Raw genomic sequence first — 15,470 nt, forward strand, 5'->3', positions numbered from 1 at the left:
TAAATAGTTCGCATGGCTGTCAAAGCGCTGATAGCGCTGCCTTGAGCCAAACAGACATGCGAACGCCAATTGTGCCGACAGCTCTAACCAGATTGCCCCCGCCCAGATTGCCACCCCTTGGTGTCGACCGTCGGCGATGCAAGGAACGTCGTCGGTTCGCAAGTTGCACGCAACTTCTGTTTATCCTGGCCCTTTGCGGCCAGATGGCTCTTCCAGGAACGGCGCACGCGGCTGCCGCCAAAGACAGCGCACATGCGGAAGCAAACACCGCCAATGTTCCAACTGCCTATGAGCTGCAGCTTCTTTATGCCGACCGAACATGGGTATGGAAAAATGGAGCAGCCTATTTCGCGCAGGGCAATCGACGCCTCGAGGCCTGGACGTCCGGACAGGACACGGCATCCGTCGCGGAGGGCAGATGGCTGGTGACCAAAGAAGGCAAGATGTGCATGGAACTCGCCTGGCGATCGAAGGGTTACACTGGCAAGCAGAATCGCACCTGCTATAGCCACCGGATCCAGGGCGGGAGCATCGAGCAACGCAAGGATCCGGATGGGGAATGGTACAGTTTCAAGCGATCTCCCGAGGAGCCGTCCGACGAATACCGGAAATTCGAAGCAGGCGACACCAAGGGCGCGCAGTTCGAAGAGGCCCGCAAGCTGATCGATTCCAAGAATTAGTTCGTGTTTCAGCCGCGCTGAGACACGAATTGGCGAATCGCTTATAGTGAGGCATCAAGCGGTTCGGCTGGAGCGGTCGGCGCGCCGATCGCTGACCGATCGCATTCAATTCTATCTGGCAGAACGACGAGACGATGGGCCCACCATACGGTTTTCATGAAATTTAATAATTAGTGATGTCTAATGTTCCTGCGTGATGTGCGAGTGGTTGCTCATGCGGCGTGGAAGCGACGACGGCATAGTATGTCGCAACGCGCCTTTGGCTTATACTTGATGACAAGGGACACATGATGAATAATTACGCAATGGGCGCGTTTCGCCCAAGCAAAAACATAGGATCTATTGTTGCAGCTGTAGCGATGAGCTTTATGGTTGCAGGTTGTCAGGGTATGGATGCGACCGAAACCAATTCGGTCCTCATCAAGCCTGTGGTCCACGCGGTCCGCAGTCAGCCCGTGGTCCAGCCGGTCCAAGCTGGATTCTTCGTGCATTCGCTCAGAGCCGAGCCGACAATCCAGATGACCAGCACAGTGCGGGCACCTGAACAAGATTACGCTTTTGCATCGCCGCAGCGGATCAAAGTCCGCGCGCCGGCGCCGGTGAAAGTCTCTTTCAATCCGGGAGATGGTGGCCCATTCCTAGGCGGATCGCCCTTTATCTGCAGCCCTAGCGGGTTTGGCCAGCGCGCGAGCTGCCGGCCCCGTTCTCTCTGATCTGTCTAGCGGCGATGGATGCTACCGCCTCGGTTGGCGGCAGTTTCATTGGTTTCGTCTTCAGCCCAAAAAACGGGGCAGCCGTCCTGACGATCGTGTCGATGTCGGAAAGCTCCGGCACGAAGCCAAGCTGTTCGCGTGCGCTTCCGGGATCGGCGTATAGCTCTGCTGGATCTCCCGGGCGCCGGCTCCTGAAGACGGCCGGAACCGATCTTGACGTCATTCGGCTGACCGCCTGGACAATCTCCTTGATGGACACCCCCCGCCCGGTACCGAGGTTGACAGCCAGGCTTTGTCCGCCGCGCTCGAGATGCATGAGGGCTTTCAGATGGGCGCGGGCCAGATCGCTGACATGGATATAGTCGCGTACGCAGGTGCCGTCCGACGTGTCGTAGTCCGTGCCGAAAACCTCGATCTCGTCTATGATGCCTGATGCGGCCATGAGCACCCTGGGGACCAGATGCGTTTCCGGCGAATGCCACTCACCGAGCTCACCGTCGGGATCGGCGCCACAAGCGTTGAAATAGCGCAGGATCGCGAATTTCATTCCGTATGCGGATGCATAGTCGCCGATGATCTGTTCGCCCATCAGCTTGGTGCGCCCGTAAGGGCTGATCGGATTCTGCGAGGAGGTTTCGCGAACGGGCAACGCTTCCGGCACGCCGTAGGTTGCGCAGCTGCTGGAGAAGATGATGTTCTCGATGGAACAAGCGCGCGCCGCATCGAGCACCGCGATGGTGCCTGTTACATTGGTCGAATAGTATTCGGCCGGTTCGCGAACGGACTCGCCGACATAGGCCAGCGCCGCAAAGTGGATCACTGCCGTCGGCCGGTACGTTTCCATCGCCCCCCGCAGTGCATCCCGATCCCGGATATCGCCGACGACAAGCGGACCCCAGGCAACGGACTTCGTGTTGCCGCGGCTCAGATTGTCGAAAACCACGGGCATATAACCGGCCGCGGCCAGCAGCTTGCAGGTGTGGCTGCCGATGAAGCCGGCCCCACCCGTCACCAGGATTGCCGCACGGGTCATGAAGCCGCGGCTCCTTTGGCCATGTGACTTCCGTAGAGCAGGGTGTCAAAATACTCGACGGTACGCGCGAGCCCCTGGCTCAAGCTGATTTTCGGCTCCCAACCGAGATTGGCCCTGGCAAAGGAGATGTCCGGCTTGCGCTGTCTGGGATCGTCGATCGGCAGCGGCCGATGCACGATCTTCGATCGGGCGTTGGTGTAATTGATGACCAGCGTCGCCAGTTCCATGATGGTGAATTCGCCGGGGTTGCCGAGATTGACCGGGTGCGCGGGCGCATTCGGCGCATTCATCAGCCGGACAAAGCCCTCGATCAGGTCGTCGGCATAGCAGAAGGAACGCGTCTGCAGGCCGTGGCCATAGACAGTCAGGTCTTTGCCGCGCAACGCCTGGACGATGAAGTTCGAAACCACGCGCCCGTCATCGGGCTGCATGCGGCGGCCGTAGGTGTTGAAAATGCGGGCAACGCGGATATCGAGGCCATAGGTTCTCGAATAATCGAAGAACAGGGTTTCGGCCGAACGCTTGCCCTCGTCGTAGCAGGACCGCGGTCCGTGCGTATTGACGTTGCCGAAGTAGCTCTCGGGCTGTGGGTGAACGAAGGGGTCGCCATAGACTTCGGACGTCGAGGCCTGGAATATCTTGGCGTTGTTCTGTCGCGCGAGCTCCAGAAGGTTGAGCGAACCAAGCACGCTTGTCTTGAAGGTATGGATCGGGTCTGCCTGGTAGTGCGGCGGAGAGGCTGGGCAAGCGAGATTGTAGATCTCATCGCACTGAAGGCCCGAAGGCAGTGCATTGACGATATCGTGCTCGATGCACGTGAATCTCGGATTACGCAGAAGGGCACCGAGATTGTATCTCTTGCCGGTGTGGAAATTGTCGAGCGCGACAACGTCGTATCCGTCCCGCAAAAGACGTTCGCACAAATGCGATCCTAGAAATCCCGCGCCTCCGGCGACCAGGGCGCGGCTTCGGCTTTGGTTGGCGCCCCTTTGACTGCCGGATTCCAGCTTCAGAACCTTGACAAGCTTACCCATACTGACCTCGCACGCACCGCACACGCTACCGCCGAGCCGGGACAAAGCATTGCCCGGCCACGTCCTTGAGAACGTGGCAAACCTCCGCATCTGCGGATTCGCCATCACCGATGTGCGTTAATTGTTCTCTGGGTTCGAGGAACTGGTGCTACGACACGACTTAAGTGTTGCCGTTCAGCATTTCCTGCGCCCCGAAGCCGCGATCACACGCCTGGTGCCATCATCGTCGATTGCTCGCCCAAATTGCACATCCCAACGCATCGAAAATATACCTGTGGAAATCACAGTCAACTAAATTAGCAATTCCTTAATCATATCTGTTTGCGAATGGTTAATCATGAGGCCGGCCGAGGCCCACGAGGCTGAACCACGGGCGTCCAAGGGCAGATCATCATTGTGGATCAGTGTATTGAGGCGGCCGCTGAAAAATATGCAATCGGACGCAGCAAGCTGTTGCAAGGCAGAATCAAAGCTTGGCAGCGAGGAGCGCCAAGAATGAGCCGCGTGGCGCAATTCAGGGGCGCGCGTTCATTTCACAGTGGAATACCGGTCATTTTAGCAACGGCTTTTGAGCGCATAGGTGGAACCTTGTCTGCATCTTTGCACAGCCACGCTGCCAATCGGCTGGCTCCCGTACCCTGATCCACCTCCTGAATGGCTGCACCACTGGCCATCGCCTTTTGACCGTCGGGGCGCTATTGGCAAGGTCACGATATCCTGTGGTGATGTGAATGCGCTTTCTGTTTGTCCTGATCCTGCTTGCCGGCACCGGCATCGGTGTCATCTATCCCTGGGCGATGAGCAATTTCTCGGGCCATGGGATCGGCACCTGGCGGGTCTATGAGCAGGGCCGCTTCAAGCCGCTGACAGTGCCGCTCGCCGCCCGCGACGCACCGGTGCGGGTGCTGGTCGACCTGACCGCAAGAGCCGAGCGCATCGTTTCGCAGCAACGCACCGTGCTGACGCTGACCGCCGCCAGCAATGGCCGCACGGTGCTCGCCTCGACGCTGCAATTCAACCATTCCGACAACCCGCGCCAGGCCAGCCCGCAGCTGCCCGACAAGATCTTTCGCGACGACGCCGGCGTGATCGCGACCGTCAGCCCGGGCCCCTATATCTTCACCGTCGGACCGGGCGATGCCGACGATATCCCGATGCGAGCTGTCGATCTCATCTTGCGCTCCGGTGTCGGCGAGATCGACAGTCGTGCACGGCCGGTCGGCTTCTCGCTGGTGGCGATCGGCTTGGTCGGGTTTTTGCTGAGCCTGCGCTCCGGCGGCGGCCGGCCGGAAAATCCGAACGCGCAGCCACCGCCGCCGCGCTGGGGCAGGGGCGCCACGTGAACTACCGCCACGCCTATCATGCCGGGAATTTCGCCGACGTCGTCAAGCACGTCGTGCTGACGCGCTTGCTCGAGTATCTGAAGCAGAAGGACAAGGCGTTTCGCGTCATCGACACCCATGCCGGCGTTGGCCGCTACGATCTGTCGTCGGTCGAAGCGCAGAAGACCGGTGAGTGGCAAGGCGGCATCGGCAGGCTGATCGATGCCCCGTTTGCCGCACCGGTGGCGGCACTGCTTGCGCCTTATCTGGAGACGGTGCGGTCGCTCAACCCCGAGGGTGGCATCCAGAAATATCCGGGATCGCCACTGATCGCGCGTCACCTCATGCGCAAGCAGGACCGGCTGACGGCAATCGAGCTGCACCCCAAGGATGTCGCGAAGCTGAGGACGCTCTTTGCCGGTGATTTCCAGGCCCGGATCATCGACCTCGATGGCTGGCTGGCGCTCGGCGCGCATCTGCCGCCGAAGGAAAAGCGCGGCCTGGTTCTCATCGATCCGCCATTCGAAGAGGCGGGTGAGTTCGAGCGCCTCGTCGACGGGCTCATGAGGGCGCACAAGCGGTGGCCTGGCGGCATCTATGCGCTGTGGTATCCGATCAAGGACCGCAAGGCGATCATCGCCTTCCGCAAGGCGCTGAAGCAATCCGGCATCCCGAAGCTGCTCGACATAGAATTCGAGATCAGGCCGGCCTCTTCGGAACCCAGCCTCGACGGCAGCGGCCTGCTGGTGGTCAACCCGCCATTCACGCTGGAGGGCGAGCTGCGTGCATTGCTGCCGGCTTTGCACAGACTGCTTGCGGTGGGGAGGCCGGCGCACTGGTCGTTGGAATGGCTGGCAGGCGAGCAGGCTTGACGGGGGAGGGCTTCGGATCTCGCGACGCCAGGCGCGAAAAGGCCCGCGTTCCGGAAGGGTGAGGAAGGCGTGCTCTTCAACGACCCGGGCTCGCGCAAGACCGGCTTTGGCCAACGCAGTTCCCAACTGGGAAACCATTGTTTCCGCAACCGCTTGACCGCCGCCAAGCGAATCCGCACAGTGCGCGCAATCGACCTTGAGAGGCTGCCATGACTCGCTTTGCCAAATCCGCACTTGCCGCCCTGATTTCGCTCTGCACTCCGCTTGCCGCGCCTCTCGGCGTCACCCAGGCAGTGCAGGCGGCCGATCTTACAGTCTATTCCGATGAGGACAGCGGTGTCTGTGGCGAGGCCTGGGTGCTGAACAAGATCACCAGCCGCTTCTCCTACCAGGTGCATCACGTGCCGCATCTGCCGGACGTGCAGATCACCGATTTCCAGCGCATCCACCAGCACCGCTACCTGCCGGCCAACGACAGCTGGCCGATCGGCCGCCGCTACTGCGGCGCCACCGTCAGTCTCTCCGACGGCCGCGATCGCACCATCTGGTACCTGATCGAGGAAGGCCAGGGTTTCGCCTCGATCGGCGACAATGTCGAATTCTGCGTCTCGGGCTTCGACCGCTGGATGGTGTACAACGGCCGCTGCCGCGTCCTGCGCTAACCCGGCTTTCCGTTCCTATCTCTTTTCGCGCCCGCGGCTTGGTCGGCTGCGGGCGCTTTTCTGTACCGCGTTGACAGAAGGCTCGATCTGCCGCATAGCTCTGAGACAGACCTGTCTCACTACTTGGTAAGCGCCATGACATCATCGCCTGGTTCCGACAAGCGTCAGCACGTCGTCGAAACGGCCTACGCGCTGTTCAAGCGCGCAGGCTTCCATGCCACTGGAATCGACCGGATCATCGCCGAGGCCGAGGTGGCCAAGATGACGATGTATCGCCACTTCCCCAGCAAAGACGAGCTGATCGTCGAGGTGCTCGACTATCGTGCCAGGCGTTTTGAGAGCCAGCTCGACCGCCTCGCGCAGGAGGGCATCACGCCAGAGCAAAAAATCGGAAAAATCCTCGACTGGCATGAACGTTGGTTCCGCAGCCCGGATTTCCATGGCTGCCTGTTCGCGCATGCGCTGGCCGAGTTCGGTGATCCCCGGCATCCGGCATTCAAGGCAGCCGCCAGGCAGAAGAACGGCCTCAAGCGGCGCATGCAGTCGATCCTCGAAGAGGTGATGCCGCGTGGCCGCGCCGAGAGTGTGGCGGCGGTGCTGCTGATGCTGATCGAAGGCGCGACCCTGGTTGCGCAGATGGGGCAGGCTGACACCGCTATTCGCGACGCCCGCAAGGCGGCCCTTAGCATCATCGCTGCTTCGCGCAGGCCGCAATGAGCCCGTTGGTCATCGGGCTGGCGCTGTTTGCGGCGGTCCTGCACGCAACCTGGAACGCCTTCCTGCGGACCGGGGCCGACAGGTTGTGGACCGTCACCGTCATGAGCTTTTCCAGCACGGCGCTCGCAATTCCCTTCGCCGTCTTCCACACCCTTCCGGCCGCACCGGCCTGGTTCTATATCGTTCTCTCGGCCTGCCTGCAGGTCGGCTACAGCGTGTTTCTGGTGGCCGCCTACAGATATGGCGAACTGGGACAGGTCTATCCGATCGTTCGCGGCAGCGTGCCGCTGCTTGTCGCGCTCGGTGGATTTTTCCTCGCCAACCAGCAGCTCACCCTGCCGCAGACCGTCGGCGTCGCGCTGGTCGCCTGCGGCATCATGGGTCTCTCGCTCGGAAGAGACAGGGCTGCCACGACATCGATACTCTATGCGCTGGCAACGGGAGCGATCATCGCCGCCTATGCGACCGTCGATGCGATCGGTGTTGGCGCGGCGGGCAATGCCGGCGCCTACACCGCCTGGGTCCTGCTGATCTACGGCGCCTTGCTGCCAGCGACCTTCGTCGCCTGCCGTGGCCGGCTCATCGTCGACCTGCGGGTGCCGGAAACCTGGAAGGCGCTGGGCGGCGGCCTGTTCGCACTTCTGGCCTACGGCGTCGTGATCGCGGCCTTCGCGCTTGGACCGGCCGGCCCGATCACCGCGATCCGCGAAACCAGCGTCGTCTTCGCGGCCTTCATCGGGCGCCTGTTCCTGGGCGAGATGCTGACGCCGCGGCGGATCGGCGCCTGCGCCATCGTCGCGCTCGGCGCCATCTGCCTCGGCTATCAGACGTGACGAAAATGCGCATCCCGAAGATCCTGAATTTTCGTGATGGCGCCGACAGGCAAACTGGCTAATCTGAACGCCCGAGAGCAACAGATCACTTTCGGGAGTCTTCATGGACCTTGCCACCATCCTTGCCTTCGCGGCTGCCTTCTTCGTATTCGCTGCCAGCCCCGGACCGGACAACATGACGATCGTAGCGCGCACTATCTCCAGCGGTGCCGCCTCGGGTATCGCCTATGGCGCAGGCACGGTGGTTGGTATTCTCATCTTCCTGATCCTCGCCGCCTTCGGCCTGTCGATCATCGCCGCCAAGATGACGCTCGTCATGACGGTGCTTCGTTATGGCGGAGCGGCCTATCTGATCTGGATGGGCATCAGGCTGTGGACCGCCATGCCCGTCGTGCCGGAACTGCAACCCGTCTCCGGACGGCACGGGCTGCTGACGATTTTTGCCACCGGCATCGCGCTCAATCTCGGCAATCCGAAAATGCCGTTGTTCTACGTTGCGCTGCTGCCGAACGTCGTCGGCGCATCACTCAACGCTGGTCATCTCGGTGTGCTGATGATTGTGATCCTGGCCGTCGAGGTCGTGGTGATCGGCGGCCATGTCATCCTTGCTGGTCGCGCCCGCAGTCTGTTGCGCACGCCGAAGATCGTGCGTCGCGTGAACCGCGCGGCGGGCAGTGTGATGATCGGCGCTGGTGTCGCCGTGGTCGCCACGCGCTGAGAAGATTGCCCGGTCGCCGCGCTATTTTCTGCGCGGCGTCGCCTCGGCCTGATCGAGGATTTTGCGCAGGAACGCGGCGTGGCCGCGGAACGCGCGCCGTCCGCTCGTCGTCGCCCTGACGCGCGTCAGCGGCCGCCGTCCGACGAACAGCTTTTCGATATCGACATAGCCGGCCCTGGCCAGCGTATCGAGATGCGCGCCGAGATTGCCGTCGGTGACATCCATGATGGCCTTCAACTGGCTGAAGTCCAGCGTTTGCCGCCTTTCCAGCATGTTCAGGGCGGCCATGATCCTGAGCCGCGTGCTCTGGTGGATGATTTCGTCGGCGCTCATCGGTCAGCTCCGATACGGCCGAGGTCGCTGCCGTGGGGCTCTGCAATCCCGAACGGCGACAGCGCCGCTTGATCCTTTGCGATCGACATTGAAGCACTCCAATATCCTACGCAGAATACTCTGCGATGTAGAGTTGTCTGTCAATTCGCGCGCAAGCGGGTGGTGCGATCGTGCTTGACAAGGTGATACAGCGATCGGCCATCAGCTTGCAGTATAGATCGTCTGCTTGCACGAGATGATCGCACCGATGAGGCAGCGGGTCATGATGTCAGCGACCGAAGATCGATGCGCAATCTGCTGACTCATCTTCAGAGCTTTACGAGAGGAACGGTCCCGCAGCGTCTAGAGAATGTCTGTGGCACACTCTAGGCAATGGTCGAAGATCAGCAGCGGATTTTTGCGAGGATCAGCACGATCACGTGCGATCCGTAACCAAAATTTAAGCTGCAGAAATCAGTCTGTTGCTTCGCTGGCTAGCAAGCCGCGAGTCAGATATGCATGAGCGCGCCGGGTCATTACGGCCATCGGCACAACGGAAGGGGCATCGCATGGCTAAGCAGTCATCCAAAGCGCCGGCGTCCAAGGCACCGGCAAAGAAAGCACCCGTAAAGGCAGCGACGGCGAAGGTCGCAGCTGCAGTGAAGAAAGCAGCACCTGCTGCCAAGCCGAAGGCGGCCGCGCCCAAGGCAAAAGCAGCACCGGCCAAGAAGCCGGCAGCAAAGGCCGCTGCAAAACCTGCAGTGAAGAAGGCGGCACCTGCCAAGGCAGCGGCAAAGCCGGCTGCGAAGGCGGCACCTGCCAAGAAACCGGCTGCAAAGGCTGCGGCAAAACCCGCGGTGAAGAAGGCGGCACCTGCCAAGAAGCCGGCTGCGAAAGCTGCGCCTGCCAAGAAGCCGGCAGCGAAGGCTGCACCGGCAAAGAAGGCGGCGGCAGCGAAGTCTTCGGCACCGGTGAAGAAAGCGGCGCCTGCGGCCAAGAAGGCAGCACCCGCGAAAGCCGGCAAGAAGTAATCGCGTCTTCCCTCGCTGGGGGCGGTGCCGAGACACAAGGGGCGGGTGCCTGACAGGCGCCCCGCTCGCTGCTTGGTCACTCGGAAGGCGAGAACAGAGGCGGACGGAGGATATCTTTTCGCAGCTCCCAGGACTTCGCCATAGGGCGAAGTCCGGTGGGGCTTTGTCCGCGTCAACGATGGCGGATCAAATCTCGGCGCGAAACTTTTTCAGCCTTGTTGTCGACCGGCTGATCCGCATGCCGCCAATGTCTGCGCCATAGAGAATCCGGGTCGGCTGCCTGGTGGTGAAGTGACTTCGGAACTCACGATTCGCAGGGCAAACGAGGGCGATGCGGAAGCCGTGCGCCGCGTGATCCTGGCAGCTCTGCGACAGACCAATGCGAAAGACTATTCGCAAGACATCATCGCTCGTGTGGAGCAGAGCTTCAGCCCATCCGCTGTCTTGACGCTTTTCAGGAAGCGGAGGGTTTCTGTCGCAGTTGTGCGTGGCAGGATCGTTGGAACAGCCAGCCTCGATGGAAGCATTGTCCGATCCGTCTTTGTGGATCCTGAACTGCAAGGCCGTGGTATCGGCAAACGACTTATGGCGGAGGTCGAGGAAGCGGCGCACGCGGGCGGTGTCGCCGTGCTGACCGTGCCGTCCTCGGTTACGGCAGAGCCTTTTACGCCGGGCTTGGGTTCGAGGCAGTTCGAGACAGTTACTACGGTGATGAACGCACCATCATCATGGAGCGTTCGCTAAACGGCGTCGGTCAACGACGCTGATGCATGTCGCTCGCTGGCGGCTGGGTTTTCCGCTTGTGGCCATTGCTCGAGCGCGCCTGATCGGTCAACACTGCCCGTCTGCAAAACAGGAACCCTATCATGCTCAGGCTGCTCTATGCGTCGTCTTCTCCCTACAGTTCCAAGGTACGAATGGCAGCAACCTATGCCGGCGTCGCCGTCGATCTGGTGCCGATCAAGACCGAGGAGAAGCCGGCCGACTTGATGATCGCCAACCCGCTCGGCAAGATCCCGGTTCTGGTGCTCGACGACGGCCGCTCGATCCATGACAGCCGCGCCATCACCCAGCACCTCAACCGCGTTTCGAAGAGCGCGCTTTTCCCGCGCAATCCCGACAAGCGGCTCGGGGCGGAAGTGCTGGAGGCGTTGGCGGACGGCATTTGTGATTGTGCGCTGTCGATGGTCTATGAGCGGCGCGCACGGCCTGAGGAGATGGTCTACCAGCCCTGGCTCGATCGCCAATGGGCAAAGATCACGGCGGCACTCGATCTGCTCAACGCCAACCCGCCGAAGCTGCCGAAGAAGATCACCGCCGGCCAAATGGCGCTGCGCGCCTGCCTCGGCTATCTCTCGCTGCGCTTTGCCGGAAAATGGGAGAAGGGTCGCGCCCGGCTGACACGATGGGCAGCGCGCTTCGCCGAGAAGTTTCCAGAGTTGAGGCCGTGCATCCCCGGTTGATCGGCCCGATCCAACCCGGTTGATCGACTTGATTAGCCCAGGGTGATCGCTTCGATCTCCTGTGCGGCCACTCAGGCTCAAAAAAAAGCCGGGCGCGAGGCCCGGCTTTTTCGTGTCGTGGCTTGAACGACTTAGAACTTCATACCAACGCCGAAGGTGACGCGGTTGTCGGTGGCCTTGACCTTGCCGATACCATCGAAGCTCTTGCTGCCGAAGTCGGTGTAGCGGTACTCGACACGGCCGAACACATTGTCGGTCAGCTTGATGTCGGTGCCGAGACCAGCGGTCCAGCCGAGCATCGTTGCGCGGTCCGTACCGAATGCCGGATCTTCCACCTTCAGGCTCCTGCCGGCGAGACCGCCGGTGCCATAGAGCAGGATTTCCGGGGTCACGGCGTAACCAAGACGGGCACGCAGCGAACCTTCGAACCCTGCCTTGGAATTGACGCCAGAATCGTCGCCCTTGACGCCATTGTAGCCGAGTTCGGCTTCAGCGCCGTAGACGAAGTTCTCCTGCTGCCACTGATAGCCGCCGAAGACGCTGCCGACGAAACCCTTCGTGCCGACATCAACATTGTCAACACCCAGATCCTTTTCCTTGGTATGGCCGCTGAAGCCATAGCCGACGTTGAGACCGGCATAGGGGCCGGCCCACGAAGCGACCGGAAGTTCAGCGATCGGCGCGGGTGCCGGCGGCTCTTCCTGGACGACGTCTGCGGCATAGGCAGTTCCGCTGAGGGCGAAGAGCCCGAGCGCCACGGCCAGCGGCCGTGCGAATTTGAGATTGGCTTGCATTGTTCTTTACTCCTTAAGCCACAGGACACAGGCTTGTTTCTCACGATCGCCATCTACCCGTCCGGGGGGTGAAACGGATCTGGCGTTCGTCGGTTCCAAATGTCGTGTCAAAATGCGGCTGAAGCGAACCTGAACTTGGGTCATTCCCCGGCGCGAATGAGGCGGAACCTTGACGTTGCATCTTCGCAACAGCGAAATGGCAGGAGCCGTTCCATGCTGCACTGCACACCGCTTGGTGCAAGGAGTCCAGCGTCCTATATTCCGCTCGGACGGTTTGGAGTCAAAGGCGAGTCGGGACGCCGAAAAGGCTGTTTCGCCACAATGCTGCCCAAGGTGCGAACGCCATTTAACGCCTGCCCGGCCATATTTCGCCGGCATCGTGTTTTCGGGCTGAAATCGAGGATTGACACCATATGAGCATAGCCACGGCGCTGGTGACGGGCGGGGCCAAACGGATCGGTCGGGCAATCGTTGACGATCTCGCCGCTCACGGTTTTGCCGTCGCCATCCATTGCAACCGCTCGCGTGTGGAGGCCGACGCGTTGGCTGCCGCAATCAACGCCGGCGGCGGCCGCGCCGCCGTGATCGCCGCCGACCTGACCGATATGGATGCCGTCGGCGACCTCGTCGGCCAGGCGCAAGCAGCGCTCGGACCGCTCTCGCTGCTGGTCAACAATGCGTCGCTGTTCGAGGACGATTCGGTTCTGGATTTCGACTGGCGGGCCTGGGATCGGCACTTTGCCGTTCATGTGAAGGCGCCGGCGCTGCTGGCGCAGAATTTCGCCCGCGCGTTGCCGGAAGGGCAGGTGGGCCTGATCGTCAATATGATCGATCAGCGCGTCTGGCGGCCGACGCCGCGCTACTTCTCCTACGCGCTGTCCAAGTCGACTTTGTGGACGGCCACCCAGATGATGGCGCAATCGCTCGGCCCCCGCATACGCGTCAATGCCATCGGCCCGGGACCTACCCTGAAGAACGCGCGCCAGGACGACAGCGATTTTGCCGCGCAGGTTGATGGCTTGATCCTCAAGCGTGGCCCGGAATTGTCGGAATTCGGCGCCACGATCCGCTATCTCTGGGAAGCACGCTCGGTCACCGGCCAGATGATTGCGCTTGATGGTGGCCAGCATCTTGCGTGGCAGACGCCCGATGTGACAGGCATGACGGAATGAGTCCTGTAGACCACAAAAACAAGCCGCGCGGCGGCGCCGACGATCTGCCCCCCGATATCGACCTCGAGGACGAGGCGGTCGAGGAGATCGTCGAACCAGCCGGTCCCGATGTCGCCTTCACCGCTATCGACTGGACGCCGCATGCGGGCGATGCCGAAGGGATGGTCGGCGCCGAGGTGATCCAGACGCTGGTCAAGCGGCTGCCCAACGCGCCCGGCGTCTACCGCATGATGAACGCCGCCGGCGATGTGCTCTATGTCGGCAAGGCGCGCAGCCTGAAGAAGCGCGTCACCAACTATGCGCAAGGCCGCTTCCACACCACCCGCATCGGCCGCATGGTGCGCGAGACGTCGACGATGGAGTTCGTCGTCACCCGCACCGAGATCGAAGCGCTGCTGCTCGAAGCCAATCTTATCAAGCGCTTGCGGCCGCGATTCAATGTGCTGATGCGCGACGACAAGTCGTTTCCCTATATTCTTTTGACCGGCGACCATGTCTCGCCCGGCATCTACAAGCATCGCGGCGCACGCTCGCGCAAAGGCGACTATTTCGGCCCCTTCGCTTCGGCCGGCGCTGTCGGCCGCACCATCAATTCGCTGCAGCGCGCCTTCCTGCTGCGCAGCTGCACCAACTCTTTCTACGAGAACCGCACGCGGCCGTGCCTGCTTTATCAGATCAAGCGCTGCGCCGGCCCTTGTACAGGCGAGGTCTCGCACCAGGACTATGCCGAGCTGGTCGGCGAGGCGAAGGACTTTTTGTCCGGTCGCAGCCAGAAGGTGAAGACGGAAATCTCGGCCGCCATGCAGCAGGCGTCGGAAGCGCTCGATTTCGAGCGCGCCGCGATCTATCGCGATCGACTTGCGGCCCTGTCGCATGTGCAGAGCCACCAGGGCATCAATCCGGCGACCGTCGACGAGGCCGATGTTTTTGCCATCCATCAGGAAGGCGGCCAGGTCTGTATCCAGGTGTTCTTCTTCCGCACCGGCCAGAACTGGGGCAACCGCGCGTATTTCCCCAAGGCCGATCCGGCGTTGGAAGCAGCCGAGGTGTTGGGTTCGTTCCTGGCGCAGTTCTATGACGACAAGCCGACGCCGCGGACCGTTCTTCTGTCGCATGGCGTCGAGGATCAGGAACTGCTGGCCGAGGCGCTCTCCACCCGCGCCGGCCGCAAGGTCGCGATCTCTGTGCCGCAGCGTGGCGAGAAGAAGGACCTGACCGACAACGCCCTGCAGAATGCCCGCGAGGCGCTCGGACGCCGGTTGGCCGAGACCTCCACCCAAGGACGCCTGCTTGCCGGCTTTGCCGAGACCTTCGGCCTGGCGAAGCCGCCGGTGCGCATAGAGGTCTATGATAACTCGCACATCATGGGCACCAATGCGGTCGGCGCGATGGTCGTCGCCGGGCCGGAAGGCTTTGTCAAAAACCAGTACAGAAAATTCAACATCCGCTCGACCGAGATCACGCCTGGCGACGATTTCGGCATGATGCGCGAGGTGATGGAGCGGCGGTTTTCGCGGCTGCTCAAGGAGCATGGCGATGTTGCCGTTGCCGGCGATGCGGCGGCAGGCGAGGCGATGGCAGCCGAAGCGATGGCAGCCGAAGCGGGCGATGATATCGAAGACGATATCTCCGGCAGCTTCCCGGCCTGGCCCGACGTCATCCTGATCGACGGTGGCCAGGGTCAGATGACGGCGGTGCGCAAGATCCTCTCGGATCTCGGTATCGAGGACCGGGTGGTGGCGATCGGCATCGCCAAGGGCCAGGACCGCGATGCCGGCCGCGAGCGCTTCTTCGTTAGGGGCAGGGACTCATTTTCTCTGCCGGTCCGCGATCCCGTGCTCTATTTCGTCCAGCGTCTGCGCGACGAGGTCCACCGTTTCGCCATTGGCTCGCACCGTGCGCGGCGCAAGAAGGAGATGGTCAAGAGCCCGCTCGACGAGATCAGCGGTATCGGTCCCGGCCGCAAGCGCGCACTGCTGCTTGCATTCGGAACCGCCAAGGCGGTCAGCCGCGCGGCCATCGAGGATCTGAGGAAGGTCGACGGCATTTCCGAACAGGTCGCCAAACTGGTCTACAATCATTTTCATGAGAGCTGACGGATTCGGGTATTTTCG

16 protein-coding genes are annotated in these 15,470 nt (G+C 61.7%); 12 read left to right on the plus strand and 4 right to left on the minus strand.

Annotation, left to right across the window (positions count from 1 at the left end):
- Nucleotides 1-41 precede the first annotated feature (41 nt).
- Entirely contained in the window at nt 42-680 is a 639-nt protein-coding gene (locus tag EJ076_RS16500) for a DUF995 domain-containing protein (RefSeq protein WP_245463057.1), read from the plus strand.
- A gap of 666 nt (nt 681-1,346) precedes the next feature.
- Here EJ076_RS16500 and galE read toward each other — a convergent pair.
- Both galE and EJ076_RS16515 read right to left on the minus strand, forming a co-directional pair.
- Entirely contained in the window at nt 1,347-2,426 is a 1,080-nt protein-coding gene (gene galE, locus EJ076_RS16510) for a UDP-glucose 4-epimerase GalE (protein ID WP_126068602.1), read from the minus strand.
- Nucleotides 2,423-3,460: a UDP-glucuronic acid decarboxylase family protein gene (locus EJ076_RS16515; protein ID WP_109662867.1), complete on the minus strand. Its 1,038-nt coding sequence runs from the start codon at nt 3,458-3,460 to the stop codon at nt 2,423-2,425. Before EJ076_RS16515 ends, galE begins: the two co-directional genes overlap by 4 nt.
- Before the next feature lie 731 nt (nt 3,461-4,191).
- Here EJ076_RS16515 and EJ076_RS16520 point away from each other — a divergent pair.
- The 6 genes from EJ076_RS16520 to EJ076_RS16545 all read left to right on the plus strand — a co-directional run bounded on the left by EJ076_RS16520 (nt 4,192) and on the right by EJ076_RS16545 (nt 8,584).
- Entirely contained in the window at nt 4,192-4,803 is a 612-nt protein-coding gene (locus tag EJ076_RS16520; protein WP_126068603.1) for a hypothetical protein, read from the plus strand.
- Entirely contained in the window at nt 4,800-5,654 is an 855-nt protein-coding gene (locus EJ076_RS16525) for a 23S rRNA (adenine(2030)-N(6))-methyltransferase RlmJ (RefSeq protein WP_126068604.1), read from the plus strand. Before EJ076_RS16520 ends, EJ076_RS16525 begins: the two co-directional genes overlap by 4 nt.
- A 209-nt stretch (nt 5,655-5,863) precedes the next feature.
- On the plus strand, nt 5,864-6,316 hold the full coding sequence (locus EJ076_RS16530) for a hypothetical protein (protein ID WP_126068605.1): 453 nt from the start codon (nt 5,864-5,866) through the stop codon (nt 6,314-6,316).
- A gap of 135 nt (nt 6,317-6,451) precedes the next feature.
- Nucleotides 6,452-7,033 (plus strand): TetR/AcrR family transcriptional regulator, encoded by a 582-nt coding sequence (locus EJ076_RS16535; RefSeq protein WP_126068606.1) that lies wholly within the window; start codon nt 6,452-6,454, stop codon nt 7,031-7,033.
- Complete coding sequence (locus EJ076_RS16540; protein ID WP_126068607.1) at nt 7,030-7,866, plus strand: DMT family transporter; 837 nt, start codon at nt 7,030-7,032, stop codon at nt 7,864-7,866. Before EJ076_RS16535 ends, EJ076_RS16540 begins: the two co-directional genes overlap by 4 nt.
- A 103-nt stretch (nt 7,867-7,969) precedes the next feature.
- A complete protein-coding gene (locus EJ076_RS16545; RefSeq protein ID WP_126068608.1) occupies nt 7,970-8,584 on the plus strand; it encodes a LysE family translocator in 615 nt (204 codons plus the stop codon).
- Nucleotides 8,585-8,605: 21 nt separating this feature from the next.
- On the opposite strand, the gene EJ076_RS16550 is transcribed toward EJ076_RS16545, so the two are convergent.
- Nucleotides 8,606-8,917, minus strand: coding sequence for a transcriptional regulator (locus EJ076_RS16550; protein WP_126068609.1), 312 nt, complete (start codon nt 8,915-8,917; stop codon nt 8,606-8,608).
- Nucleotides 8,918-9,465: 548 nt separating this feature from the next.
- On the opposite strand from EJ076_RS16550, the gene EJ076_RS16555 reads away from it, so the two are divergent.
- The 3 genes from EJ076_RS16555 to EJ076_RS16565 all read left to right on the plus strand — a co-directional run bounded on the left by EJ076_RS16555 (nt 9,466) and on the right by EJ076_RS16565 (nt 11,390).
- Nucleotides 9,466-9,927, plus strand: coding sequence for a histone (locus EJ076_RS16555; RefSeq protein WP_126068610.1), 462 nt, complete (start codon nt 9,466-9,468; stop codon nt 9,925-9,927).
- Between the two features lie 291 nt (nt 9,928-10,218).
- A complete protein-coding gene (locus EJ076_RS16560; RefSeq protein WP_245463059.1) occupies nt 10,219-10,671 on the plus strand; it encodes a GNAT family N-acetyltransferase in 453 nt (150 codons plus the stop codon).
- Between the two features lie 122 nt (nt 10,672-10,793).
- On the plus strand, nt 10,794-11,390 hold the full coding sequence (locus EJ076_RS16565) for a glutathione S-transferase family protein (protein ID WP_126068611.1): 597 nt from the start codon (nt 10,794-10,796) through the stop codon (nt 11,388-11,390).
- Between the two features lie 131 nt (nt 11,391-11,521).
- Here EJ076_RS16565 and EJ076_RS16570 read toward each other — a convergent pair whose 3' ends face one another.
- The gene (locus tag EJ076_RS16570) at nt 11,522-12,184 is read right to left on the minus strand and encodes an outer membrane protein (RefSeq protein WP_109662889.1); all 663 of its coding nucleotides are present in this window, start codon (nt 12,182-12,184) and stop codon (nt 11,522-11,524) included.
- A 413-nt stretch (nt 12,185-12,597) separates the two neighbouring features.
- Between EJ076_RS16570 and EJ076_RS16575 the strand changes: the two genes are divergently transcribed.
- Together EJ076_RS16575 and uvrC are read left to right on the plus strand one after the other, a co-directional pair.
- Nucleotides 12,598-13,356, plus strand: a complete 759-nt coding sequence (locus tag EJ076_RS16575) for an SDR family oxidoreductase (protein WP_109662891.1) — start codon at nt 12,598-12,600, stop codon at nt 13,354-13,356.
- Nucleotides 13,353-15,452, plus strand: a complete 2,100-nt coding sequence (uvrC, locus tag EJ076_RS16580; protein ID WP_126068612.1) for an excinuclease ABC subunit UvrC — start codon at nt 13,353-13,355, stop codon at nt 15,450-15,452. Before EJ076_RS16575 ends, uvrC begins: the two co-directional genes overlap by 4 nt.
- Nucleotides 15,453-15,470 lie beyond the last annotated feature (18 nt).

Source organism: Mesorhizobium sp. M7D.F.Ca.US.005.01.1.1 (assembly GCF_003952545.1).
Lineage (GTDB): Bacteria > Pseudomonadota > Alphaproteobacteria > Rhizobiales > Rhizobiaceae > Mesorhizobium > Mesorhizobium loti.

Bases quoted from the DNA above. Each gene is read 5' to 3' on its own strand.
- galE (WP_126068602.1), bottom strand. From the start codon at position 2,426: ATGACCCGTGCGGCAATCCTGGTGACGGGTGGGGCCGGCTTCATCGGC.
- EJ076_RS16515 (WP_109662867.1), bottom strand. From the start codon at position 3,460: ATGGGTAAGCTTGTCAAGGTTCTGAAGCTGGAATCCGGCAGTCAAAGG.
- EJ076_RS16520 (WP_126068603.1), top strand. From the start codon at position 4,192: ATGCGCTTTCTGTTTGTCCTGATCCTGCTTGCCGGCACCGGCATCGGT.
- EJ076_RS16530 (WP_126068605.1), top strand. From the start codon at position 5,864: ATGACTCGCTTTGCCAAATCCGCACTTGCCGCCCTGATTTCGCTCTGC.
- EJ076_RS16535 (WP_126068606.1), top strand. From the start codon at position 6,452: ATGACATCATCGCCTGGTTCCGACAAGCGTCAGCACGTCGTCGAAACG.
- EJ076_RS16540 (WP_126068607.1), top strand. From the start codon at position 7,030: ATGAGCCCGTTGGTCATCGGGCTGGCGCTGTTTGCGGCGGTCCTGCAC.
- EJ076_RS16545 (WP_126068608.1), top strand. From the start codon at position 7,970: ATGGACCTTGCCACCATCCTTGCCTTCGCGGCTGCCTTCTTCGTATTC.
- EJ076_RS16550 (WP_126068609.1), bottom strand. From the start codon at position 8,917: ATGAGCGCCGACGAAATCATCCACCAGAGCACGCGGCTCAGGATCATG.
- EJ076_RS16555 (WP_126068610.1), top strand. From the start codon at position 9,466: ATGGCTAAGCAGTCATCCAAAGCGCCGGCGTCCAAGGCACCGGCAAAG.
- EJ076_RS16565 (WP_126068611.1), top strand. From the start codon at position 10,794: ATGCTCAGGCTGCTCTATGCGTCGTCTTCTCCCTACAGTTCCAAGGTA.
- EJ076_RS16570 (WP_109662889.1), bottom strand. From the start codon at position 12,184: ATGCAAGCCAATCTCAAATTCGCACGGCCGCTGGCCGTGGCGCTCGGG.
- EJ076_RS16575 (WP_109662891.1), top strand. From the start codon at position 12,598: ATGAGCATAGCCACGGCGCTGGTGACGGGCGGGGCCAAACGGATCGGT.
- uvrC (WP_126068612.1), top strand. From the start codon at position 13,353: ATGAGTCCTGTAGACCACAAAAACAAGCCGCGCGGCGGCGCCGACGAT.